The sequence below is a fragment of the Micromonospora arborensis genome, from assembly GCF_003205615.1.
Taxonomy (GTDB): Bacteria; Actinomycetota; Actinomycetes; order Mycobacteriales; family Micromonosporaceae; genus Micromonospora; species Micromonospora arborensis.
Genome location: NZ_PYBV01000030.1, coordinates 73065 through 95701 on the forward strand (window position 1 = coordinate 73065; position 22637 = coordinate 95701).

At 70.6% G+C, this 22637-nt stretch carries 13 protein-coding genes; 8 read left to right on the top strand and 5 right to left on the bottom strand.

The annotated features are described in order from the left end of the window. Positions 1-136 precede the first annotated feature (136 nt). Complete coding sequence (locus tag C7C45_RS23170) at positions 137-655, top strand: zf-HC2 domain-containing protein (RefSeq protein WP_110565811.1); 519 nt, start codon at positions 137-139, stop codon at positions 653-655. A gap of 101 nt (positions 656-756) precedes the next feature. Beyond that, positions 757-2937 carry a hypothetical protein gene (locus C7C45_RS23175; RefSeq protein WP_110565812.1) on the top strand — a complete coding sequence of 727 codons (2181 nt, stop codon included), beginning with the start codon at positions 757-759 and terminating at the stop codon, positions 2935-2937. Here the strand turns inward: C7C45_RS23175 and C7C45_RS23180 are convergent. Both C7C45_RS23180 and C7C45_RS23185 read right to left on the bottom strand, forming a co-directional pair. Then, positions 2903-4045: a MinD/ParA family ATP-binding protein gene (locus tag C7C45_RS23180; protein WP_244200518.1), complete on the bottom strand. Its 1143-nt coding sequence runs from the start codon at positions 4043-4045 to the stop codon at positions 2903-2905. The two genes, C7C45_RS23175 and C7C45_RS23180, sit on opposite strands and share 35 nt — an antisense overlap. Before the next feature lie 74 nt (positions 4046-4119). Next, positions 4120-5937, bottom strand: coding sequence for a ricin-type beta-trefoil lectin domain protein (locus C7C45_RS23185; protein ID WP_110565813.1), 1818 nt, complete (start codon positions 5935-5937; stop codon positions 4120-4122). Between the two features lie 282 nt (positions 5938-6219). On the opposite strand from C7C45_RS23185, the gene C7C45_RS23190 reads away from it, so the two are divergent. After that, the gene (locus C7C45_RS23190) at positions 6220-15666 is read left to right on the top strand and encodes a WXG100-like domain-containing protein (protein ID WP_110565814.1); all 9447 of its coding nucleotides are present in this window, start codon (positions 6220-6222) and stop codon (positions 15664-15666) included. Between the two features lie 171 nt (positions 15667-15837). Next, positions 15838-16713, top strand: a complete 876-nt coding sequence (locus tag C7C45_RS23195; RefSeq protein ID WP_110565815.1) for an endonuclease/exonuclease/phosphatase family protein — start codon at positions 15838-15840, stop codon at positions 16711-16713. A gap of 73 nt (positions 16714-16786) precedes the next feature. On the opposite strand, the gene C7C45_RS23200 is transcribed toward C7C45_RS23195, so the two are convergent. Continuing rightward, positions 16787-17494, bottom strand: coding sequence for an SDR family oxidoreductase (locus C7C45_RS23200; protein ID WP_110565816.1), 708 nt, complete (start codon positions 17492-17494; stop codon positions 16787-16789). A 103-nt stretch (positions 17495-17597) separates the two neighbouring features. Here C7C45_RS23200 and C7C45_RS23205 point away from each other — a divergent pair, with 103 nt between their 5' ends. Then, positions 17598-18437 carry a helix-turn-helix transcriptional regulator gene (locus C7C45_RS23205; protein WP_110565817.1) on the top strand — a complete coding sequence of 280 codons (840 nt, stop codon included), beginning with the start codon at positions 17598-17600 and terminating at the stop codon, positions 18435-18437. A 33-nt stretch (positions 18438-18470) separates the two neighbouring features. Here C7C45_RS23205 and C7C45_RS23210 read toward each other — a convergent pair whose 3' ends face one another. Next, a complete protein-coding gene (locus tag C7C45_RS23210) occupies positions 18471-19034 on the bottom strand; it encodes a DinB family protein (RefSeq protein WP_110565818.1) in 564 nt (187 codons plus the stop codon). A gap of 60 nt (positions 19035-19094) precedes the next feature. On the opposite strand from C7C45_RS23210, the gene C7C45_RS34210 reads away from it, so the two are divergent. Beyond that, positions 19095-19250: a hypothetical protein gene (locus C7C45_RS34210; protein ID WP_167454805.1), complete on the top strand. Its 156-nt coding sequence runs from the start codon at positions 19095-19097 to the stop codon at positions 19248-19250. Positions 19251-19281: 31 nt separating this feature from the next. Next, positions 19282-20553 (top strand): hypothetical protein, encoded by a 1272-nt coding sequence (locus C7C45_RS23215; protein ID WP_110565819.1) that lies wholly within the window; start codon positions 19282-19284, stop codon positions 20551-20553. A gap of 173 nt (positions 20554-20726) precedes the next feature. Here C7C45_RS23215 and C7C45_RS23220 read toward each other — a convergent pair whose 3' ends face one another. After that, positions 20727-21713, bottom strand: coding sequence for a hypothetical protein (locus C7C45_RS23220; protein WP_208641268.1), 987 nt, complete (start codon positions 21711-21713; stop codon positions 20727-20729). Between the two features lie 69 nt (positions 21714-21782). On the opposite strand from C7C45_RS23220, the gene C7C45_RS23225 reads away from it, so the two are divergent. Beyond that, entirely contained in the window at positions 21783-22391 is a 609-nt protein-coding gene (locus C7C45_RS23225) for a TetR/AcrR family transcriptional regulator (RefSeq protein ID WP_244200519.1), read from the top strand. Positions 22392-22637: the final 246 nt, after the last annotated feature.

Genomic DNA, 22637 nt, shown 5'->3' on the forward strand with positions numbered 1-22637 from the left:
CCGCGAATGCCTGCGGGCAAAATGGTGAACCATCCTCAGGTCCGATACGTCATATGAGTAAGGCTTGTCGCCTGGCCACCACGAGGCACACCCGATCGTTGGACGAGTCATGCCATTTAGTAGATCTGACGCGACGATGAATGACGACGACGAACGCCGCAGTGCCCTGTGCGGGGACTGCGCACCGTACCTTCTGGGCGCCCTCAGCCAAGAGAGGGCCGAGGCCTTCGAAGCGCATCTCACCGGCTGCCCCGATTGTCAGGACGACTGTGACGACATCGGCCCGTCCGCGAGCGCCCTGGGCGGCCTGTCCGCCGCCGATATACGCGACTTGCTCGACGAGACTGACCGGCTCGACCCGCCGACGGCACCACGTCTGCTGAGCAACCGGCTCCGGCCGCGCGGACCCGGGTCTCGGCTGCCGGCGACCGTGGCCGGGTCCGGCCCGTCGGGCCGTGACCGCCGACCGCTTGGCTCGAGCGGGCCGGGCCGCGCTTCTGCCGCCGACGAAAAACCGCCACTCCCGTGCCTTGCTGTGATCCGGTGCCTGGCCCGGCGGGGTGGGCAGCTGCGGCTGCGGGTTCTCGCCATGCTGAACATGCTCGTCGTATTCCGCGCCCGAGTTGCCGTCGCACCCGGGTACGACGGCAAGTAGACCCCATCGCCCGACGTGCCAGCTGCACCATCGTCGCCCACCGGTCGGACGGAGGCCAGCCCACCTCGCAGCCCGTCGGGGTCGTAGGTGAGGATGGCGTGATGCGCAACCGGATCGGTCAGCCGCGAGTTCACGGGTACGACCGGGTCACCCTCATCGTCCGAGGCGACGCGCTGCCACCCGAGCTCGCACTCGCCCAGCTGCCCCGTGAACAGGACCGGCACACCGTTGTCGTGGCCGCGGACCCACCACTGGACCTGCCGACCCTGATCGCGCTGCTCGGCCGCCACCTGCCCGTCAGCTGTGCGTCGATCAGGCTCGTGCTCTCCGAGGCTGGCAGACCAGACATCGGCCAGGTCATCGCGGACGAGCTGTGCTTCGAGGTGCTCGCCCCGGCCGGACCGGTGATGCTGCTGCCCAGCGGGATGCTGTTCGTCACCACCGGACAGTGGTGGCGGTTCCGGCCGGGCCATGCGGCGGAGCGGCAAGTTGCCCGGCAGCCCGCACCCGACTGGGAACGCCTGCTCCCGCTCAGCCACCGGGTCCTGCCGCCCGAGGTGGGGGTGACCGCCGTACCGGCCGGGCTGTGGCTGCACGACACCGAAGCATCCGCGCCGTCGCTGACCGCCGCGGTGCTGGCCGTGCCGGTGGACCCGGAGCGGCTGACCGTGGTGATCGGCCGCCCTGCCGGTCCGCCACTGCCACCCGAGCCCGTCTACGCCATGCTCGAGGCGCTGCCCCGGGCACTGCGGCGCCGGCTGCTCCTGGTCAGGCACGGCACCCCGGACGGCACCGCGGAAACCGTCGGGGAATGGCTGGCCGCGCGTACCGGCGGCACCGTCGAGGTCGTCACCGAGACGGGCGACGCCGCTGAAGCGGAGTCCGACCTGGCCGTCCCCGACGAGCGGCACGGCTGGCGCCCGTTCGTGCAGCGGCTGGTCTACCGCGCTGGTGCCGCGCCACAGGTGACGCAGTGGCGTGACCCGCTCCCAGGTGCTCCTGGCACGGACGGATCGCAGCAGGTCGACCCGGACTGGGCGGTCGAGGTGATCCGGTCCGGGTTGTGGCTGCGGTCGGGGGGCGACGACTCCGAGCAGGACCTGGTCCGCCGGCTACCGATCGACGACCGTCATCCGCTGCTGGTGCTCAGCGCGACGGGCGTCGCGCAACCGGCCAGGACGGCCGAGGTGCTTGCCACGGTGGTGAGCCGATTGCCGGTGGACACCGCCAGCGTGCTGCGAATAGTGGTGACCCGTCCACCAGCCGAGGCCGACGCAGAATTGTGGGAGCCGCTGGTCGAACGGCACGGGCCGCTGCTGGCCGTGGTCGGCCCCGGCCACCTGGTCGAACTACCCGGCCGAGCAGCCGCCGAGCCCGAGCCTGAGCCGGTGCGCGAGCCGGAGCCCGCGCCGGAGCCTGAGCCGGTGCGCGAGCCGGAGCCCGCGCCGGTACGCGCGCCGGAGCCCGCGCCGGTACGCGCGCCGGAGCCTGAGCCGGAGCCTGAGCCGGTACGCGCGCCAGAGTCCGCGCCGGTACGCGCGCCGGAGCCCGCGCCGGTACGCGCGCCTGAGCCTGAGCCGGAGCCTGAGCCGGTACGCGAGCCGGAGCCTGAGCCGGTACGCGAGCCGGAACCCGCGCCGGCACGCGAGCCGGAGCCCGTGCCTGAGCTGGCGCCGGAAGCCGCATCCGTATCCGTGCCAAGGCCCCGCCCCAGCCTGGACCCGGAGCTGCCGTCCGGTCCTGAGGATGCGCCCCAGCCTCTGGTGCCTGCCCGGCCTGCCGGCGACGAGCGTTACACGGGCGTCGTGTTCGCCGCCTGGCGCTTCGAACCGACGCCGGACTGGCGAGCCGGACAGGAGGTGCGGATCCCCGAGCTGCTCACCGGGACCACCGCGCCGCCGCCGCAGTGGTCCGAAACCGGTCTGTCCAATGGGGATGGGCCGGTGCTGGTGATCTGGTCGGTCACCGGCCGGCGGACGGACGATGCCGGCTCGACCGTGGAGGACCGGGTACGGTTCACGCCCGGCAGCCAGCTGCGGGTGGTTGACGTCGAGCATCTCGGTCGCGACGAGCCGGTGCTGGTCCTGTTGCGCGACACCGCCCCGGAGCGGGGTGACTGGCCCGGCGGGACGCCCGCAACGGACGGGGGCCCGGGGCGCGACGACGCGTCGGACCGGCAGGCCCGCTCGACGTTGCGTCGGGCGGTCGAGGCGGTCCGGCGTACGAACGCGACCAGTTCCTGGCCGCTCAGTCCTGGTCGCGGATACCGAGTGAGTCGATGATCGAGCTGCAGGCCATCAGCCACGCCCGGCGGGTCGGGAGGGCGAGTTGGTCGTACTCGATCCGGCCGCCGGACCGGACGAGCTGGTCGTATGGAATGACCGCCACGTCCCGGACCACCTGGCGGTAACGTTCGACGATGTCGTCGAGGAGCGCCGTGTCCGGCTTCGGGTCGGCGCAGGAGACGACCGCGACCGCGTTCTTGGCCAGGTCGGCCCGGCCGGTGCGGATCAGGTGGTCGAGCATCCAGAGCCCACTGTCGGCCACGTCCCGCTGCACCGTGGTCGGGACCACCAGACAGTCGGCGACCGCGGTCGCCGACTGCCAGTTCGCCGCGCGGACGTTGTTCCCGGTGTCGATCACGATGAGTCGGTAGAAGCGGCACAGCGCGGTCCAGAGCTTGCGGAACGCCTCGTCGTCGATGATTTCCATGCTGCCCGCCGCGTCGTCCGACGCGAGCACGTCGAACCGGGCGCTCTGCGGGCGCAGGTATGCGGCAAGTTGCCCCACGCTGCCGGTGGTGGCCAGGAACTCGTCGATCTGGTGCAGCAGGTCGACCACGGTCTGCTGGTGGGTGGACGTCTCCGCGCGCATCCCGAGGGTGCCACGCGTCTCGTTGTTGTCCCAGGCCAGCGTGTATCCGCCACGGTGAAAGCCAAGCGTCGCCGCGGCGATCAACGCGGTCGGAGTCTTCGCGGCACCGCCTTTCGGATTCGCCACCACGACCGACATGGTTCGGCTGAACGAGCGCAACAGCCGTCGCCGTGCCGCCCGGTGGACCAACTCCTCCCGGCTGGCGGTGAGCGTCAGCGTCCCGCCCGTGAGCCGGTTGGCCCGCCCACGCCAACCCCACTCCGCGGCCTTCTGCCCCGGGCCGTCCACCGGCTCGTCCAGTCCGGCCGGACCGGACAGTTCGACCGGGGCCGCCGCGCCGTCGCCCTCCGGGCTGGCCGGTTGACCGGGGACCGGCAAGGCCGCGCCGGCCGAGGGCAGCACGACCGGAACAGGTGCGGGCGGCCCGTCGTTGCCGGATCCCTGGCGTGACGGGGTGGCGGGGGTGCCGCCGGCGGGGGCCGCCGGGGCGGCCTTCTGCCCGGGGTTCGCGGTCATGATGGTGGTCTGCTCCTGTCGACTAACGTCCGCCGCAGAGGGTACTGGGCTCGGCCGGGTCCCCGGCTTCGGCTTCACCGATGCCATTTCTGGTTGGGGGTGCCCGCGCAGTCCCACAGCTGCAACCGGGTTCCACTGCTGGTCTGTTCGTCCACCGCGTCGACGCACTTGTCCGCCCGCCGGTTGACCAGGTCGTGTGCCTTGTTCAGGGTGAACAGCTGGGAACTACTGCCCGAGCAGGTGCTCAGCAGGATCTTCGCGCCGTTCGTGGTGGAGCCGCCCGCGACGGTCATGCACTTGCCGAACGCTCGGACCGTACCGTCGTTGTAGATCGTCCACTGCTGGTTGGGGCCGCCGTTGCAGGTCCAGATCTGCAACCGGGGATTGCTCTGATAGGCGCCGTCGGTCACGTCGATGCAGCGGCTGCTGCCGTACCCGATGATCGGCCCGGCCCCGCCGACCGGCTGCGGCTTCGGGCTCGCCGGGGGTTGCGGTGGCGGTGCCGCACTGGTGTGCGTCGGTGCCGGAGCTGGCGGCGGAGCCGCTTGCCCACCGGTGGCGGGTTGTCCGCCGGCTGCTGGCGTCGAGCCCTGGTCGCCACCGGCACCCGGACTGGCCGGCCCGCCGGGCGTCGCGCTGCCGGCCGGGGCGGACGGTGCGCGCGGTGGACCGCTGCGGCCAGGGCTGGACTGCGGGGTGCCGCCGAGGCGCGGGTCGTGCTCGTAGACGGCGGTGTAGTTCTGCACCAGGCCGATGAAGTCGCGCATCGCCGCCGCGTCCGGGACACCGCCGGCACGCTGCACCGCCTCCGGCCCCCACTGGAAGGCGGCGAGCGCCGCGGGGTACGGGTCGCCCTGCCCCACCCGGCTCTGCTCCTCCACCAGCGTGCACATCACGACGGCCAGCGCGGAGATCGCCTGCTGCGGATCCCAGGGTGATCCGGTGGCGGCGTCCGGTGCGTACTGGGCCCAGACCGTCGGGTTGAACTGGGCGATTCCCTGGGCACCGCTCGTACCACGCAGATTCGGGTTGAACGCCGACGAGGCCATCAACTGCGCGGCGATCCGCCCGGCCGAGACCGCCGGGCAGGTCTTCCCAGCAGCCAGAATCGCCGCAAGGTATTCCCCGGGTACCGGAAGGGCCGGGGTGCCCGGGCGCGGTTCCACCCCGCCCACCGGCCCGGCTGACGTGCTCGGACCGGTACGGGAGAACTCCGCTCGGCGGGCGTACCAGGCCGCGTAGCCGGCCACGGTGGAGACGTACCGGTCGGCACGGGACGGCACCCGTTTGGCGTCACGTACGGCGTCCAGCCCGGAGTGGTACGCGGCCAGCGTCAGCCGCCACTGATCACCGCCCACACCGGCATGCCGGACCTGCCCGGACAGGTCGCACATGTGGTGGGCGAGCGCGACGATGTTGGCCGTCGGGTCGCTGCGCTTCGCCGCCGGACCGGGCTTCCAGGCGTTCCACACGCTCTCGGTCAAGCCGGCCACCCCCTCGCCGCCGTTGGCCGAGCGCGCGTCCGGGTTGAAGCCGGAGGCGGCCATCAGTTGCCCGGCGAGCCGGGCCGGAGTGAGGACCGGGCAGTAGAGCGCGGCGGCGGCGATCGTCTGCACCTGACCGGGCGGGACCGGTCGGCCGGTGCGGATCGCGTCGTCGGCGGTGGCGATGCCGAGCCCGGATGCCGCCACCACACCACTCCCGACGACCAGGACCAGCAGGATCCCGGCCGCGGCAGCCCGCCGCAGGGGACTGTCGAGTCGGTCCAGGCATGCGCGCAGCAGGGACGCGACCCGGCGCAGCAGGGGGGACCGGCGTTGGGCTCGGCCGAACAGGTCGACGAGCCGCCCGCGCAGCTCCGACGCGGCACCTTGGCCGAACTTGAGTCGCATTCTGATTTTTCCCCCTCGCGCACCGTCTCCGAAATAGCACGACGGGCCACGACGGTCGCCGGTTCACCCGCTGGCCGGTTTCTTGACCGGTTCGCGACCGAAAGCCGACCGGCTTCGCGTGCAGGGGTGGTTCGGTGCTGGGTGCAACTCACTTTTTCACCAGCTCTTGCGTTTTCGTTCACTTCCGGACATGTAGTCGTTTCCTCGCTCCGGTCAGCTATTGGTCATGACCGTTGCCGGTTCCTCCCCCCGCTCGTACCGGGCGGGAGGTGGGCCCGGACCATGGCGATTCAGGTGTCGGACGACGTCGCGACCTTCCTGAAGTGGCTCACCGGCGAGGAGCTCCCCGGGACGGACGAGGACCGGCTCCGCAACCTGGGGCAGGCGCAGATTGCGGCTGCGGACGGCTTGGACGAGGTCGTGCCGATCCTCGTCAGCGCGGTCAACAGCATTCGCGACGGCGTGCAGGGCGCGTCTGAGCAGGCTTTCGTCGACGCGATGAAGGGCTACCTGCACGACCCCGGCTACATCACCCTCGCCGGCAGGTACGTCCGCCGCCTGGGGTCCGACCTGGAGGACACGGCGACCCAGGTCGAGTACACCAAGCTGATGATCATCGCGACGGTCATCGAGTTGATGATCGAGCTTGCGATCGCGCTGGCCGTCGCATGGTTTTTCCCGGGTGTGTTGGACGCGGTGGCGATGCGGCTGACGACCGGCCAGGTGAAGATCGCGCTCTGGCTGGCCCGGCTGATCGTCAATGTGGTGCTGGGTCAGGTCACGGGTATCGGGATGCAGGTCCTGATGGACCTCATCGTCCAGGCAATCCAGATCCGCAACGGCACCCGGGAGCATTTCAACGCGGACCTGACCGCCGACGCAGCGGCCATCGGGGCCTGGGGCGGCGCGGTGGGTGTGGTGCTCGGTGCCGGCGCCGGGCCGGCGACCGGGCTGCTCAGGCGCGCGCGGGGCGTATTCCCTGGCGGCGCCGGCGCGGACGTGGCCACCGGTATCGCCGGAGCTGGTGGCAAGAATGCTGCCGGGGCCGGTGGTAAGAACAGCGCTGGTGCCGGGGGCCGTGCGATCGCGCCGGACGAGCCGCCGACCCTCGACGGATTCGTCAAGGATCTCGGCCACGAGGCGGTCAGCGAAGTGGTGACCGAGGGCACCTACGGGATGATGACCGGGACGGGCTGGCAGTGGGGCGCGATGCCCGCCACCGCGGTCTCCGGTGCGCTCTCCGGCGCCGCCGAGGGCAGCGGTACGGCGCTCGGATACCGGCTGCGCCACCGTAACGACGGCATCAACGGCCCGGCCAACGGATCGGACGACGACTTGGTGCCGCCCAGATCGAACGCGTCCGACTCCCCACCGCCGTCGGACTACGGACCCGCGCCGCCGTCCGAGGTGGGGGGAGGCACACCATCCGGTACGACCGGTCCCGCGCAAACCTCGACGAATACGGGTACCCCGGCCGTCGGGGCTTCCGATCCGGTCACCGCTGGTGGGGTAGGGGGTAGCGGCGGCGGCGCAACCAGCGGCGGTGGTGCGAATCCGGCCCGGCCGCCCCTCGGACCGGGTCACTGGTCCTCGCCTGCCCCGGGCATCGCCCCTCATCCGGGAGCCTCGTCCGGTCCTGCCCCAGGCATTGCGCCTCATCCGGAATACAGGCCCGGTCCGGGACCGGGCACTGCGAATGCACCGGTGTCGCAGGCCCCGTCAACCCCACCCGGGTCGCCGCTCGCGCCGGATCACACGGCAGCGTTCCCCGACCAGGACATGCCGGCGATGCCGTCCACCCCGCAACCGTTCACGTCCACCGGACCGCCACCGGCCCCGACCGTCCCGCTCGACCCGGCTGGCCCGGTCACCCCGACCGCGCCGACCCCGAGTCCGTCGGTCCCGACGCACACCCCGTCGCCGTCGGTCCCGACGCACACCGCGTCGCCGTCGCCGTCGCCGTCGGCCGCGTCGCCGTCGGCCGCGTCGCCGTCGGCCGCGTCGCCGTCGGCCGCGTCGCCGTCGGTTGCGTCGAACGCCGCCGCCGGGCCGGTCGTTCCGCGCACCGGTCCCACCCCGGTCACCTCGGTGCCGGGAACCACGCCGGCCACTCCGTCGACCGGCCAACCTGTGGTGACGAGCCAGGACCGCGCTGGCGAGCCGACATCGCGGGGTGGGGCCGAATCGGGGCCGGTACGCCGGGACGCACAGGTCGTAGCAGACCGACCGACCCAGCCGGAGCCGGTGCACAACATGCCCGACGGCCGCCGATCCGACGGCCAGCGCCTGGACGGGAGCCGCCTCGACCGCCCGGACGGGAACCGCACCGATGGCCAGCGTCCGGACACCGGTCCGGAGCAGGTGCGGCGGGTGCCCACGACGCAGGACACCCGGGTGACACCGCAGGATTCCGTCACGCTGCGGAAGGTGGCATCGGACCTCAGACGGGAGGACGCCCTCGGACAGGGGGGCCTGTTCGGACGGGGCGACGCGCCGGTGTCCCGGACGGCGCATGACGTGAGCGCCAGCCTGAGGCGGCTGCTCGCGGATTCCCGCCGACCGGTCTGGACCGGCGAGCCGGACTGCTACCCCGGCCTGCTCGCCTCGTACCTGGCCAAACACCGCCGGCTCGCCCGGCGCACGGTGGACGAGACGTTGTTGGGTCGGGGTGACCCCCGGGAGTTCGCGCACGCCGTCGACGGCTCATGGGAGCAGTTCGGGGGCGATGCCGACGCACTGCGGACCCTGTTGACCGATGCCGACGGCACGCGGCGGGACGGCTGGAGCGCGTACGTGTGGGTGCGCCCTCCGGGTGGCGACGCGCACATGTTCGAGCTGCACGCGGACGCGACCGTACCGGCCGGGCAGCCGGGTGGACTGAAGTGGGTTGACCTTCAGCGTCCTACGGGCTGGCGGGACGCGACGTCTGACCAGGGACTCGCGGAGAATCTGCCACTGGCCCGGGTCATGCTGACCGATGCCGCTGGCCGCTGGGTGCCGCTGGCCGAGGCGGCCGGACCCCGGAACCGGCCGAGCGGGCCGTCCCTCGTCGAGGCGTTGGTGGACTCGCCGCGCAACCCCGGGCCCGGCATGCTCCGCCGGGCCGCTCTGGCGTCGAGATCCCGGGCCAGGGACGACCGATTCACCGAGGCATCCGCGTCAACCGTCGTGCCGAAGCCGAGCGGCTCGCTCTACCAGGATCAGCCCGACCTGCTGTACGAGGTGGACGGCGCCACCGACCTCGACAAGCTGGTCGATGACCTGCGGACCGATGTCGAGGAACGGGTACGTGCCCGGATCCGGTCGATCGTGCACCGGCTCACCCGCGGCGGCCGGCAGGCGATCAGCGTCGACTTCAGCCGCATCGAGAGCGCGCTCCGCAATGACCTGCAGTCGTTCTTCACCAGTGGTGGGCGGACGTTCGACGTCCGCGACGGCACCGGCCGCTGGCACAGCGTCACCGTCTCCACGACCCGGCTGACCGACCAGCAGCAACGGCTGGACCAGAGTCATGACAAGGCCAGGTACGACACGAGGAACGACTTCAGTACGGCACTGAAGGAGACCGAGAGCTCCGGCGACAGCCTCGCCATCGGTGCCGGCTTCATTATCGGCGGTCGGGTCGGACCAGGCGGCGGGCTGTCGGGCGAGATGGCCCTGGCCCAGGCGGCGCAGACCAGCGAGAGCGGCGCAACCCTCTTCGACTCGCACAACATCCGCAGCGGCGGAGTGTCCCACCTGGTGTTGGCGCCGGTCCGGTTCACCGTGCAGGTGGGCAAACCCGGGTCGGCGCTACCCACCCCACCACCGGCGCACCAGTCAACGGCAGAGGACGGGGAAGCGCCGCCGAACGTGGTCACCGCCCAGGTTGGTTTCCGTGCGCTGGACGACATCGCCAAGGCGACCCCACGTACCGACGATATGCAGCGGGGCCGCTTCGACGTGTCGACGCTGGTCCAGAACCTGAACGTGGTGCGGATCCTGGACGCCCGGACGGTGGCCGTCGCCCAGCCGGGCACCTTTGCCTCGAACGACGGAGCCGCGGGTGCCCTGACCACAGTCGAGGACGACGACAGCACGGATTCGCAGACCTGGAACGAGGTCGTCGAGGACATCCTGCGCCAGTTCCAGCCGACCGGCACCGCCGACCAGGGCAGCCTCAGTCGGGAGCAGCTCCGGGCGCTGCTGAGTGAGCCCAGCGTGCTGGGGCAACTGCTCCCGGCGTTGGAGAGCGACGTGAACTCGCCGTTGATCGTCAGCCCGTCCCGCCGCCAGGCGGTGGCCCTCCAACTCAACGCGGAGGTCACCGGGATGCAGGTGGTCGCGGACGTCAAGAAGTCCTCGTTCCGATGGCAGCCCGGCTACACCGTCAACGGTCGGGAGCAGCACATCAGCGCGGTCGGCGGCAGCGGGAGCGTGGTGCCGATTCGCTGGGGCTTCGGGTGGGCGTACGTGCAACTGCGACTCAGCGCGGGTTTCCGGCGCAACACCACCACCAGTGCCCGGCAGAGCAGCACCACCCGGACCGGTACCGAGTTCAAGGACATCGAAAACGTTCTGGCCAAGGTGAACGTACGGCTCACCATCAACACCGCTACCCGGGTCAACGCCTTCCAGCAGCCGTTCCGCGCCGGTGTACGCCCGATCGTGCTGGATCTGAGCGTGCTGTCCCGCCTGCCGAAGGCCAAGGCCGAGGAATTGGTCCGCGACGTGCGTCCGCCCGTGCTGCGAAGGACCAGCACGCTGCCCCCGAGGGAACACGGCACAACCAGCACCGATTCCGTCTCAGCGACCAGGGCGCAGCGGAGAACGAGCGCCACGTCGCCGGAACGGCCGAGGGCGTACCGCAGAACCAGCACGGTGTCCATCGAGCGGAACACCGATGGCGGAGAGCGCGATCCTCAGCAGGAGAGGGAGTTCCGCAGGACAAGCACTGTCTCGATCGACCCGAACACCGTAGGCAAGATCCGTGAGCTGGGCCCGGAGCAGGGGCCGGGTAAGCATCCACCGCCGTTCGCCGACAAGGGCGGGCATGCGATGCCGTACCAGATGAGCCAGTTCGCCGATCTGCAGCAGCAGACCGCCCGGCTGGTCCGGCGGTTCGGCGGTGGTTTCCTGCCCCGGTTCCGCCGCGAGGGCGTGGCCCAGCGGATGGCGTTCGCCAGCTCCGCCAGCGAACGCCAGCGCAACCAGGCGGCGTTGGACCGGGCGCTGTCGGTGCCGGCGCTGCGACAGAACTACACCACCCTGCTCAACGGCGGAATCGCGGTCCGGCTGACGCGGACCACGTGGTTCTCCAGCCGCCACGTGGTGGTGCACGTGACCGCCCGGCACCCGCAGGAGCTGGTGCACGCCGGTGTGGAACGCAACGTCGCCGTCCGCAACTTCCAGAGCCGAGGCGAGCAGGACAGCGCCGCCGGCGGTGCCCAGTGGCGGGCCGCGGTGGCCGTCGAGGGTGGGCCCATCCTCCGGTTCAACGACGCCGCGGTGAACACGGGTGTCAGCCCAGGGGTCTCGGCCGAGTTGCAGAGGCGCTGGGCGCAGCAGGGTGGTGTGGACGTGACCGGGCAGGACAGCGCGCTGCACGGCGGCACGCCGAGCTCGGAGCGTTATCACGGCGACCTGGAGTTGGTCGTGAGCATCTACCCGTACCGGGTGGGGATCGGCCGCGACCGGGGCTCCCGGATCGGCTTGGGCGTCCGGGCCAAGACCCTGCGGTACGTCGACGGCACATCGTTCGCGCGTAGCGACAACGCGGTGCAGGTCGGTGGGAAGGCACTGCCCCGGTACAGCCTGCGCCAGAGGCACCCGGTCGACGTCCTCTACTCGGCCAGCGCCGCACCGAAGGAGCAGGTCAAACTCCCGGTGAAGGTGACCAGGGGGCCGCGGGAGCCACTGGCCCGGCGAACCAGAACCGACCTCGACACCCTGCGTACGTTCGTCGACCATTCCCCAGCGTCCTCCGGTCCGGCCTCGGCCGAGCGAGAAGTCACGGAGTGGCAGTTCGTCGAGTCGATGCCGGGCAGCGCCGATCTGCTCAAACTCGCCCGGGAAACGATCCAGGAGACGCAGCAGTACGAGGGCCGCGCGTCCCGGCGTCATCTCGGCGGTCTGCGTGGTGAGACGAGCCTGAAGGAGGGCATGCCGCTCTGGGCTGACCTCACCGACAGTCTCACCGCCGGTCAGCAGGTCACCAACCTCGGCGCCATGACCGAGAAGCAGTGGGATCTCGACCCGCTCACCACGGACATCGACGGTGGTCGGCTCGACGTGTCGATCGCCGGGAGGCTGGTCAATCCGCGCCTGGTACCGGTCCAGGCGGAGATCACCACCGAGCACGCGCCGAGCGGTGGGGTGCAGGTGTGGAGCAGCCGTACCCGGGAGACCCAGCTCCTGGCCCGGGGCCAGGTCGGAGTCTCGCTGCGGGAGTCGGTGCGCCCCGGGGACAAGTACGGCGGCGGTGGCACCGGGGCAGCCGGCTACCAGCGGACGTTGTCGTACCGGATGACCCGTAAGCGGAGCAAGGTCAGCGGCGCCATCGAGCGGAACGTCAACAACCGCAAGGGGAAGAAGCGGACCTACCTGGTGGTGGCGGACCTGCGGGCGACGGTGGCCGCCGAGGTGACGAACTCCGCCGATCTACCCATGGCGCTGGTACCCAGACCGTTCCAGCCGGACAGCTGGGAACACCACAAGTCGGTGCGGCACAGCGCGGTCATCGAGAACGCTGTCTACCTGCGGGTCAGTGAGGAACAGGCGGTGGCGATGGGCCTGTTCGCTGACGTGCGGCCGCCGGTGACGTCCGCCCTGGCCGGACCGGCGTCCAGCGGCACTCCGGTCACCGACGAGGCGCGCAACGCCAAGCTGACCCTGCGGCCGGGCGGGTCACCCGGGTTGGGACTGCAGACCTTCCATGACGTTCCCTCGCTGGTGGACCCGGCGATCGTGGCACTGCGTAACGCGGTGAACGGACCGAATCCGCAGCCGCTGGCCCAGCCGATCCTGAACGCGCTGACCGGTCGCGGGCTGGCGGACCCGATGCTCAACCGGCGCCGGATGCTGCACGCGCTGTCTCGCCCCGGGGTACGGCGGAACTGGGCGGCGCTGTTCGACGGCGGTGTCTCCCTGATCCACGCCGACATCGGGGTCTTCAGCCAACGGCTCTACGACGTACGCCTCGAGGCGGTCCTCGACAAGGGGATCACGTTCGACCAGTTCGTCGCCAACCACGACGACATCGACGTGCGTACCGTTGGCATGCAGGGCCAGACCGACCTGCTCCGGACCGCCCACGGCGGGGGCCTCTACGTCAACACCGCCGCGTCGGCGGTGCTCAACCCGCAGGGTCAGCAGGCCGCGGTCGGGGGTGGCTACCAGTACAACACCAACAGCCTGACCTCGACCTCGACCACGACCGAGTCGGAGCGGCGGGCCACCGAGATCAGCTCCGGCCGAGGGGTGAAGGCGCGGGTCACGCTCGATCTCCAGTTCCAGATCCGGATCTACCACCGGGGCACGGCCGTGCCGAACGGCACGATCACCTTCCGGGCGCCGGTGACCGTCGACCGGTGGGCCGGCGACCTGCGGCTTCCACCGCCGCGCCCGGGTGCCGTGCACCCGCCGAAGGCGTACCGGCCCGAGCCGACGCCCGGCCCGGAACCGGGCTGGCAGGTGCGCAACGGTCTGCTGTTGCCGCCCCGGTACGCGCCGGAGGACCTCAGCGGCGCGGCCCACCTCCAGATGGCGGCCCAGGCACTGCTGACCGGCGCCGCGGATCGTCTGCATGTCTCCGGTTACGTCGGGGCGCACCAGGTGCACCAGGGGTTGACCCCGGAGTTGTTGCTGCCGAACATCAGGCAGGCCTTCGACCCAGACGGGCTGGAACTGCCGCCGGTACCGAGCGCCACCGTGTCGATGGCGGAGGCAGTGATCACCCTTGGGCTCAAGCCGACGGCGGCCAGGCTTGGTGGCGTCGATTCGGCTGTGTACCGGGAGCACGCCGCGCAGCAGACGGCCACCATCAGCAGCGGGTCCAACAAGCTCACCCAGTCGCTGCACGCTCCCCGGCTGCTGCTCGGCCGGGGGTACCTGGGCGACCCGTACCAGGCGTTGGAGAACAGCAACAGTGGTCCGATCAGTGGCGAGACGGTCGCGTTGGCCGCTGGCGGGGAGGATTCGTCGGCCAGCTTCGGCAACGTCAAACCGGAGGGTCGGTCGGTCCTGATCGAGTACGTCTGCGAGCCGACCGTCGCGGTCACCCTGCCCCGCGTGGCGCAGGCCGACCGGCAGCACCGCGATGACCAGGTCCAGCCGGTGATCGTGGCGGTGCGGATGGGGCTGGACGACGCGCGTCGGGTACTCGGCATCAACAGCGGCGCTCCGGACGACGTACGCCGCGAGTTCGAGGCGATCGTGACGCACGAGCAGAAGCTGGCCCGCCTCGGGGACGAGTTCGTCGCGATGGGGGAGGCCGAGGCGGCGGCGAAGTACGCGGCCCTGGGCAGCCAGATAACCAACCCGTCTCAGCCCGGGCCAGCGGGGTCGCAAGGCAGGCCAATGGACCCGGCTCTGCGCGAGCAGTGGCAGAAGGCGATCGGCAAGCGGGAGCTGGCCGAGGCCGCGTGGTGGAGGTCGATGCAGGACCACTACCGGCAGCTCGACGAGTTCAGCGCCAGGTACGAGGCCAGGCCGGACGCACCGGTCAACCCGCCGCTGCGCACGGCGCCCCCGGTCAGTGTGCTTCCGGACAACGATCCGCCACCGGAGCAGAAGCGAGCGTCGATCAGGGAGCCGCTCGCGGCCGAGTCGCATCTGCGGCGGATCACCGAGGAGGCCGAGCACGGGGAGCCGGAGGGCAGAAGGGCACGTGCGGCCGTGGCGACGGTGGTGCCGCCGCTGTCGTCGCCACGCGAGTGGGATCTGCCGGTGGTGGACCACGACGTGGTGGAGCAGGAGCTGTCCGGTCGTACGGCTGCCGAGCGGAACCGGATTCGGCGGTACGCCGACGCGCTCCAACGCTCGTCGCCGGTCCGGCTGCCGGCTCCCACCCACGAGGTGCTCGACGCGCGCTCGCGGACGACCGCGGCACTGCTCGGCGGCGCCGCCCCACACGCCCTGGCGACGACTTCTGCCGGGGGCCGGTCGGCGGGCCGGCACGAGGTGACGCCTGGCACCGATCTGGACCACGAGTACGGCGATGGTCAGGGTCACCCGACCATCGCGGCCGGCTTCGTCGGCCCGGGCGATACCGAGGAGCGGCCGGCCCGGGTCAGCGGGGAGTTGGGCTGGAATGCCGTGACCGGTCGATGGGAGGCGAACGACACGTCCGGGCGGTACCTGAGCGCGAAGGTCCGCAGTGATGTGAACCCGGGCAACCTGATGCGCGGGGCGAGCAACGTGGCCGGGCGGATGCCCGCCCGGCCAGGGGTCGAGGTCACACCGGTGCTGCTCCAGCACGCCGAGCCGGTTCCGGCCGTACCGGGGCCCGCGTCGACGAGTGGCACCCAGCCGGCTCAGACCAACATGTTCCTGGTCGCCGACGCTCTGATCCGCCCGTACCGGACGTTGCCGACCGCACCGTCGGATCCGGAGCTCGACCGGCTCTGGCAGGTCGCGATCGCTGCGCTGTCCGGCGGTGCCGACCGTGCGGAGGTTGCCCGGCGGGTGGCGGAGGTGGCAGCGTCGCTCGGCCGCACTGCCACCCCCCGCCAGCCGCACCTGCCTCGCTGACCGCAGGCCGGACGCCCCGGGAGGGGAACCCGGAGCTTCATCCACATCGGAGCGCAGTGCCGGTCCTGGCAAACCTGTCGATTGTTTGTCTCCGGATGTTCGGTGTCGCGTCGGATCGAATTGTTAGCGTGCGCTGGCCGCCACCGACGGCGGGTTTGTGGAGGGAAGTCGATGCGCAGGACAACTCACTGGTCGGCCCGCGCCCTGGGCGCTCTCACGGGCGCGGTCGCGCTGGTGGCGGCCCTGCTGCCGGCCACTCCGGCGGCCGCGGCGAACGTGGCCTTCAAGGCGGCGACGCTGAACATCTACAACGGACTGAGCCAGGCGGACTTCGTGCACGACCTGAACCTGATCGCGTCCAAGGCCGATCTCGTCGGCCTCAACGAGGTCGGCAACCGCAAGGCTTACCTGGAGAGCTGGGCCGCCGACAACGGCTGGTGGCTGTACGCACCGGGCGGGACCAACCAGGCCGGCGAGGCGCTGATCGCCAAGAAGAGCATGTTCGACGTACTCGACATGGGATCGATTTTTGTGTGTGACACCAACGGTCCCGGCGAGGTGCCGCCCGCGCGGTACAACAACTGGGTCAAGTACCGGCACAAGGCCAGTGGCCGCAACGTGACTCACCTCAACGCCCACGCGGTGGCCAGCATCGAAACCGCTGGTCGGCCGGAGGACCTTCCGCGCACCAGGTGCGCCGAGGCGCAGTTCCAGGGCCTCAAGGAGCTGGCGGTCGCCAAGCAGAGCGAGGGCCAGGTCATCGTGAGCGGTGACCTCAACGTCGACTTCAGCGCCGACCGGAGCTACGGGTACGCGAAGTTCCCGTGGCAGGTCTTCGAGGCCAACGAGCTGCCGAACCTGCGCTCCAACTACAACCTCTACGGCGAGAAGGGCACCGGAACGCACGGCAACCGGCACATCGACTACGTCTACTTCTGGAAGCGGCTGCCGGAGCACCAGCTCATGTGGATGACCGACTACGACATCGTTGGTGGCACCAGGTCCGACCACAACGGTGTCGTCGCGACGTTCTCCATCCAGAGCTGACGCGCTCGCCCTGGTCGGCCCTGCGTGTGCAGGGCCGACCAGGCCGGTTTCCTCCACCTGGTTACCCCTCCTCCTACCAGGGGAGGGGACCCTCGGCGTCGAAGTAGCCTCCGGTGGGGCCGTCGGGGCCCACCTGCGCCATCCGGACGATGATCTCTGCGCCCTGCTCGACAGTCTGGATACCGGTGTTTCCGTTCAGGTCGGTCTTGGTGAAGCCGGGCTCGACCGCGTTGATCCGCATGTTCGGGAACGCCTTCGCGTACTGCACGGTGATCATGTTGACCGCGGTCTTCGACGCCGGGTAGGCGACCCCTGGGTAGGCATACGTCGGGGTGCCCGCGTCGGTGACCCGGGCCAGCGAGGCCAGGCCGCTGCTGAGATTGACGATGACCGGGGCGGCCGAACGCTGCAGCAGCGGCAGGAACGCGTGGGTGACACGGACCGTGCCGAAGACGTTCGTCTCGAACGTCTCCCGCATCAGGTCGGCGGTCACGTCCGCAGCGCCGATCACGATGTTGCCGGCACCCCTTTCCTCGATGCCCGCGTTGTTGATCAAGATGTCCAGCCCTCCACCCGCCTCGATGGCCTTCGCCGCGGCCTGCACGGACGCGTCGTCGGTGACGTCGAGCTGGACGGCCCGCGCGCCCAGCTGCTCGGCGGCGCGGTGCCCGCGTTCGGCGTCCCGGCTGCCGAGGTAGACGGTATGACCTGCTGCGATGAGTCGACGGGCGGTCTCGAAGCCGAGTCCCTTGTTCGCTCCGGTGATCAGTGTTGTTGTCATGCCTCCAGGTTCCGGCCGGGCGGTGCGGTCGACCAGTCGTCCCGTCTTCCTGGGACTGCCAGTACCAGGCAGAACCACAACTGAACGACGCACACTGGTGAGCATGACGAGGACGGAGTTCGGGCAGGCGGTGCACCGCTGGCGCGACCGGATCGCACCCGAGGCCGCCGGGCTGCCCGTCGGCGGGCACCGACGTACGGCCGGACTGCGCCGCGAGGAGCTTGCCCTGCTGGCCGGGATCTCCGTCGACTACATCACCCGCCTCGAACAGGGCCGCGCGTCCAATCCGTCGGCGCAGGTCGTCGAAGCCCTGGCCAGGGCCCTGCGGCTGTCGACAACCGAGCGCGCACATCTGTTTCGACTGGCGGGGCTGGCACTGCCGGGCCCGGAAACCGTACCCGCCTACCTCACCCCGAGCGTCCAGCGGCTGCTGGACAGGCTGACCGGGACACCCGTCGGTGTCTACGACGCGTCCTGGACGCTGCTTGTCGCCAATCCGCCGTATGCGGCGTTGATGGGCGATCCGTCCGGATGGCGTGGCAACCAACGCAACGCGGTGTGGCGGCATTTTCTCGGCCCGGGCACCCGAGCCCGCCACACCCCGCAGTCCCTGCGAGCGTTCGAGACGGCGGTGGTTGCCGACCTGCGTGCGGCCGCGGGCTGCTATCCGGCCGACCAGCAGCTACGGCAGTTGGTCGCGGAACTACGCGCCAACAACGACCGGTTCGCGAAGTTGTGGGATTCCGGCACTGTCAGCCGTCACGAGGCGGCCCGCAAGACCATCGATCATCCGCACGTCGGCCCCCTGACTCTGGACTGCGACGTGCTCACCGTGGCAGGCAGCGACCTGCGCATCATGATCTACACCGCCGAGCCCGGCACCGAGGACGCCGACCGCCTCGCCCTGCTCACCGTGCTCGGCACCCAGGCACTGGTCGAATAGGTGCCGACGTCGCGGAGTCTCACGACCGGATAGTCAGAGTCGGCGCGGTACGGCTCCGTCCTGCCAGCGGTAGAGGTCGCGCAGCAGGGAAATCTCGGCGCCGTGATGGATCAGCTCCCTGTTGACGTGCAGGACGATCCCCTCCATGGGAAACCGCTCGGGACCCACGGTGGGTGGATTCTCCAGGTCAGCGTCCGAGAGTTCGCGGACCCCCGCATTCCATCTCCCATACATCTCATCGAGCTGTTCCAGCGCCTCGTCAGCGGTCCCCGCGTAGGCGAACGTCTGGAAGTCGATGTCCTTGCCGCCGAAGTGCCATCCGACCCGATAGCCCAGGCAGGAGACGATGATGTGCGCCAGCCGCCAGGCAATCGTGGTCACCGGTGCCGGCACCGGGGCGGGGGACGCGGAGTCCATCGTCCATTCCCCCGAACCTGCCGACATCGGTGCGGACGATGCGCCACGTGGGCGGATGCTCCAGCAGCCGCGCACCGGCTCCCAGAAGTACTCCTCATCGGCAAGACCGTGCAGCCGCGGCCGCAGGTTCCTGTGCCAGTGCCGGTCCAGCTGGTCCGCAATTCGCTCGCTTCTTGTCACCTCGGCACACTACCTACACGGAGAACCTGACAACGACCCTCGCGATTGCCGTCGCCGGCCGTGGGGCTCGAGAACGTAGGCGGGCGACACCTGCTGTGGGTCGATCCGGCCCGTGAGCTCGTGCTCGCCTCGCACTGGACCGAAGAACCGCTCGATCTGATCCGCGAAGTTTCTCGTACCGTCACAGCTCTGGATGAGATCGAGACAGTCGTGTAGCTGCGCTGGGCGGTAAGGGCAGAATGGCCGCGTGGAGCAAGCGGTGATCGATGCTGTCCGGGACGGTGACCTCGCGGCTGTCCGCCGTCACCTGAACGCGCTGCCGGTTGAGGCGCAGTGGCAGGACGAAGGCCGTGCGGTGGCCGGCGAGATGGTCCGCTGGGGCGGCCCAGGGCTCACGCAACTGCTGTACGAGGACGGCGAAGCGGTGCCCTCCGGACCCTGGGGCGACGTCGACCCGGTGGTCTGGGCGGCCGAGCACGGAGCCAGCGGGCTGTTGGAAAATCTGTTGTCTCGTCATCCGGTCCCGGAGGCCACACTGCGATGTGCGCTCGACGCAGCCCGGGCCTGGCTCGACGTCGACCCGGAGGCCGAGCTGCGTCGCCGGTCGGGCGCGGGGGAGGACGACGCCGTCACGGTGGCGCGGGACCACCTCACCGCCGACGAATACTCGCCCCGGGCGCTGCGGATCCGCCTGACCGCCGCCGACGGCCGACGAGCGGAGGTCCTCGCCGGGCACCGGGCCGTCGTCACCGCCCTCGAAAAGCGGCTGGACCTCCCCGTCTCACGCGACGAACTGCTGGCGCGTGCGCTGTGGTCGGCGGACCCGGAATCGTACGACTGGCAGATGTCGCGACAGGCCGTCATGACCCGGTTCCCGGCCGAGGACACCTTCCGGTGGGCAGCCGGGCGGCTCGCCGACCCTGAGGTGGTGGTTCGCGGCTTCGCCGCCGAACTGCTGCATCTCTCCACTCTGGACGGCGAAACCGCCGACGCCCCGTACGCCGCCGATGCCCTGGTGGTGCTGCGGGATCGGATGGCGGTCGAGACGGACACCGAGACCCTGTGCAGCGTGCTCGGTGCCTACGCCGGCTTCAGCGAGACCGGTGCGATCCTCCACGAGTTCCTGCCATTCGTCCTGGACCACCGCCCCCAGGTCCGCAGCCGCGCGGCCGACGGCCTGCTCAACGGCATCGGTGGCCCCGCCGACGACCCGCCACGGTACGTCCTGGAGGCGATGCTGAACCTCACCCGGGACCCGGACCCGACGGTCCGCGCGGTGGCGACAGCCCAGTTCGTCTATTCCGCGATCGACGTGCCCGCACTGCGAGACGCGCTCGCCGCGCTGGTGAGCGGCGACGACAGAGAGGTCCGCGTCCACGCGGCGAGCGGTCTGGCCCTGCGTGGGGACGCGCACGCCCTCACGGAGCTACGCCGGATGGGCGAGGAGGACGGGTACGACTCGCTCGCCTGGTGCCAGCTCGATTCGGTGCAGCGAATGCTCGCGCCGCCGACCCGCTAGGCCGCAAAGTCGAGCGCGAAGGTGCCCGCCTCGAGGCGGTCGACGAGATCGCCGACATCGTCGGCGTCCAACTCTCGGACATGCGCCGACAACGCGTGACGCCGGCGTGATCCGGGTGCTGGGCCAGCACGGCTCGACGATACTGCGGCAGGCCGGTGGCAGAGCCGCACATTTCAGAGGCGGAAGATCCGAACTATCAACCCGGTGTCGTGCATCGTGTGTGGCGCGAAGGCGTGGTACGCCCACGCGTGCACCCAGGCGTTGCCGGTCCGTACGGTGAGCCAGGTCTTGAATGCGCCGGGCAGCGTGTAGATGAGAAGCACGAAAAGGATCGTCAGCGTGGCCTCGCGCGGCGACCCGAACCTGCCCCAGCCCTCGAACACGTGCAGTGCCGCGTACGTCAGGCCGCCGAGAACGAGGGTCGCGGTGGTGGAGCCGGTCAGACGGGCGTATCGGGGGACGAGGATGCTCTGCACGAAGATGACTGTGGGCAGCACCGTGCCAGCAAAGTACAGCAGGAATGTCAGTGGCACTCCGGCGGCGAGCTGACCCGGGGCCAGGCCGGCGAACGCGTGGCCGAGCACCACCCATTGCGCGAGCGATTCGAGGACCAGCACGGCGAGGATGAGGATGGCATCGCCGCGCCGATCCGCCGAGCGCAGACACATCTGGTGGGCGGTGTAGCGCCGCCGGAACCACAGGAGTGGCAACAGCGCGTAGACCACAACGTTGTACGTGGCCCAGCCGAGCGCCTCGGCGGACCCGACCGGATCGGTGGCGCCGACGAGCGTACCGGCCAGGTGGAAGCCGATCGGGTGCCAGCCGAGTCCTCGGCCGATGAGCAGGCCACCGAGTTGGGCGAGGACGCCGTACGCCAGGACGAGTCCTGTTTCACGGCGAGCGGTCGGGAGCGTCGGTGCGCGCTCGGCGATCACCGGTGCGGGTCGACCACGGGTGAGCGCGTATCCGATGGCGGCGAGCAGTACCAACTCGACGAGGGTGGCCTGAGCGGCGATCACCTGGCTGGGCCCGGATGGCGGGTCGTGCTGCGCCGGCCAGTCGAAGGGGGCGTCGCCGGGCGCGAGGAGCAGTACCGCGCCGTTGAGTGCGATCCAGCCGACCACCGCTGCCGTGAGCCAGGCGCGTTCTCGACGTGACACCGACGCTCCCCCTATCTGGTTCAGTTGTGTTAGCAGCAAGAAGGTAGCACGGGTGTGTTATAAAGGGTGATGCCGAAGCTGGTGGATGCGCAGGCCCGACGGACCGAGCTCGCCGAAGCGGTCTGGCGGATCGTGATGCGGGACGGGCTGGAGCAGGCATCGGTGCGAAACGTGGCGCGCGAGGCCGGTCTGTCCATGGGTTCGTTGCGCCACTACTTCGCCACCCAGTCCGAACTCCTCGGATTCGCCCTACGGTTGGTGGGGGAACGGATCGAGGAGCGGATTCGAGCCGTGGACACCACAGGCGACCAGCGTGCGGTGGTCCGGTCAATGATCGACGAGATGCTGCCGCTGGACCGGCCACGGCGCGGCGAGTGCGAAGTGTGGCTCGCGTTCACGGCACGCGCCGTCGTAGAACCGACCATGGCCGGCCTGCGCAAGGAAATCGACAAACGCCTCACCGACGCCTTCACCACCATGATCCGGCGACTGGCCGACGCCGGTGCGCTCCGGCCCGGGCTCGATCAGAAGGTCGAGGCAGAGCGTCTCTACGCCCTCGTCGACGGCGTGATCCTGCACGCCCTCCTGCGCCCCGGCCGGACCTCGAACGCAACCGCCAAGGCCACCGTCGGCGCACACCTCGACCAGATCGCGCCAGCCGCCGCGGATGAACGCTGATCGACCGTACGACGGCAGCGGATCACCCGGACCACGAAGACTCTGGCGGTCACCGTCAGACCCCACGCCGTCGGACTACAGGCGGGCAGGCGATGGAAGCCGAGCTCTGGCATGGTCCGACGCCCGGCGTCGACTGGCGTAGATGTCGACTGGCGTAGATCAAGTGCGGCATCTACGAGTACGGTTTCCGTGCTCGAGGAGTACGGGCATCGGCGGCACGCCGCCGGGCGGGAACGGCCAGCCCGG

Excerpts from the sequence above, each read along its gene's own strand:
- C7C45_RS23170 (WP_110565811.1), top strand. The coding sequence starts at position 137 with ATGAATGACGACGACGAACGCCGCAGTGCCCTGTGCGGGGACTGCGCA.
- C7C45_RS23175 (WP_110565812.1), top strand. The coding sequence starts at position 757 with ATGCGCAACCGGATCGGTCAGCCGCGAGTTCACGGGTACGACCGGGTC.
- C7C45_RS23180 (WP_244200518.1), bottom strand. The coding sequence starts at position 4,045 with ATGACCGCGAACCCCGGGCAGAAGGCCGCCCCGGCGGCCCCCGCCGGC.
- C7C45_RS23185 (WP_110565813.1), bottom strand. The coding sequence starts at position 5,937 with ATGCGACTCAAGTTCGGCCAAGGTGCCGCGTCGGAGCTGCGCGGGCGG.
- C7C45_RS23190 (WP_110565814.1), top strand. The coding sequence starts at position 6,220 with ATGGCGATTCAGGTGTCGGACGACGTCGCGACCTTCCTGAAGTGGCTC.
- C7C45_RS23195 (WP_110565815.1), top strand. The coding sequence starts at position 15,838 with ATGCGCAGGACAACTCACTGGTCGGCCCGCGCCCTGGGCGCTCTCACG.
- C7C45_RS23200 (WP_110565816.1), bottom strand. The coding sequence starts at position 17,494 with ATGACAACAACACTGATCACCGGAGCGAACAAGGGACTCGGCTTCGAG.
- C7C45_RS23205 (WP_110565817.1), top strand. The coding sequence starts at position 17,598 with ATGACGAGGACGGAGTTCGGGCAGGCGGTGCACCGCTGGCGCGACCGG.
- C7C45_RS23225 (WP_244200519.1), top strand. The coding sequence starts at position 21,783 with ATGCCGAAGCTGGTGGATGCGCAGGCCCGACGGACCGAGCTCGCCGAA.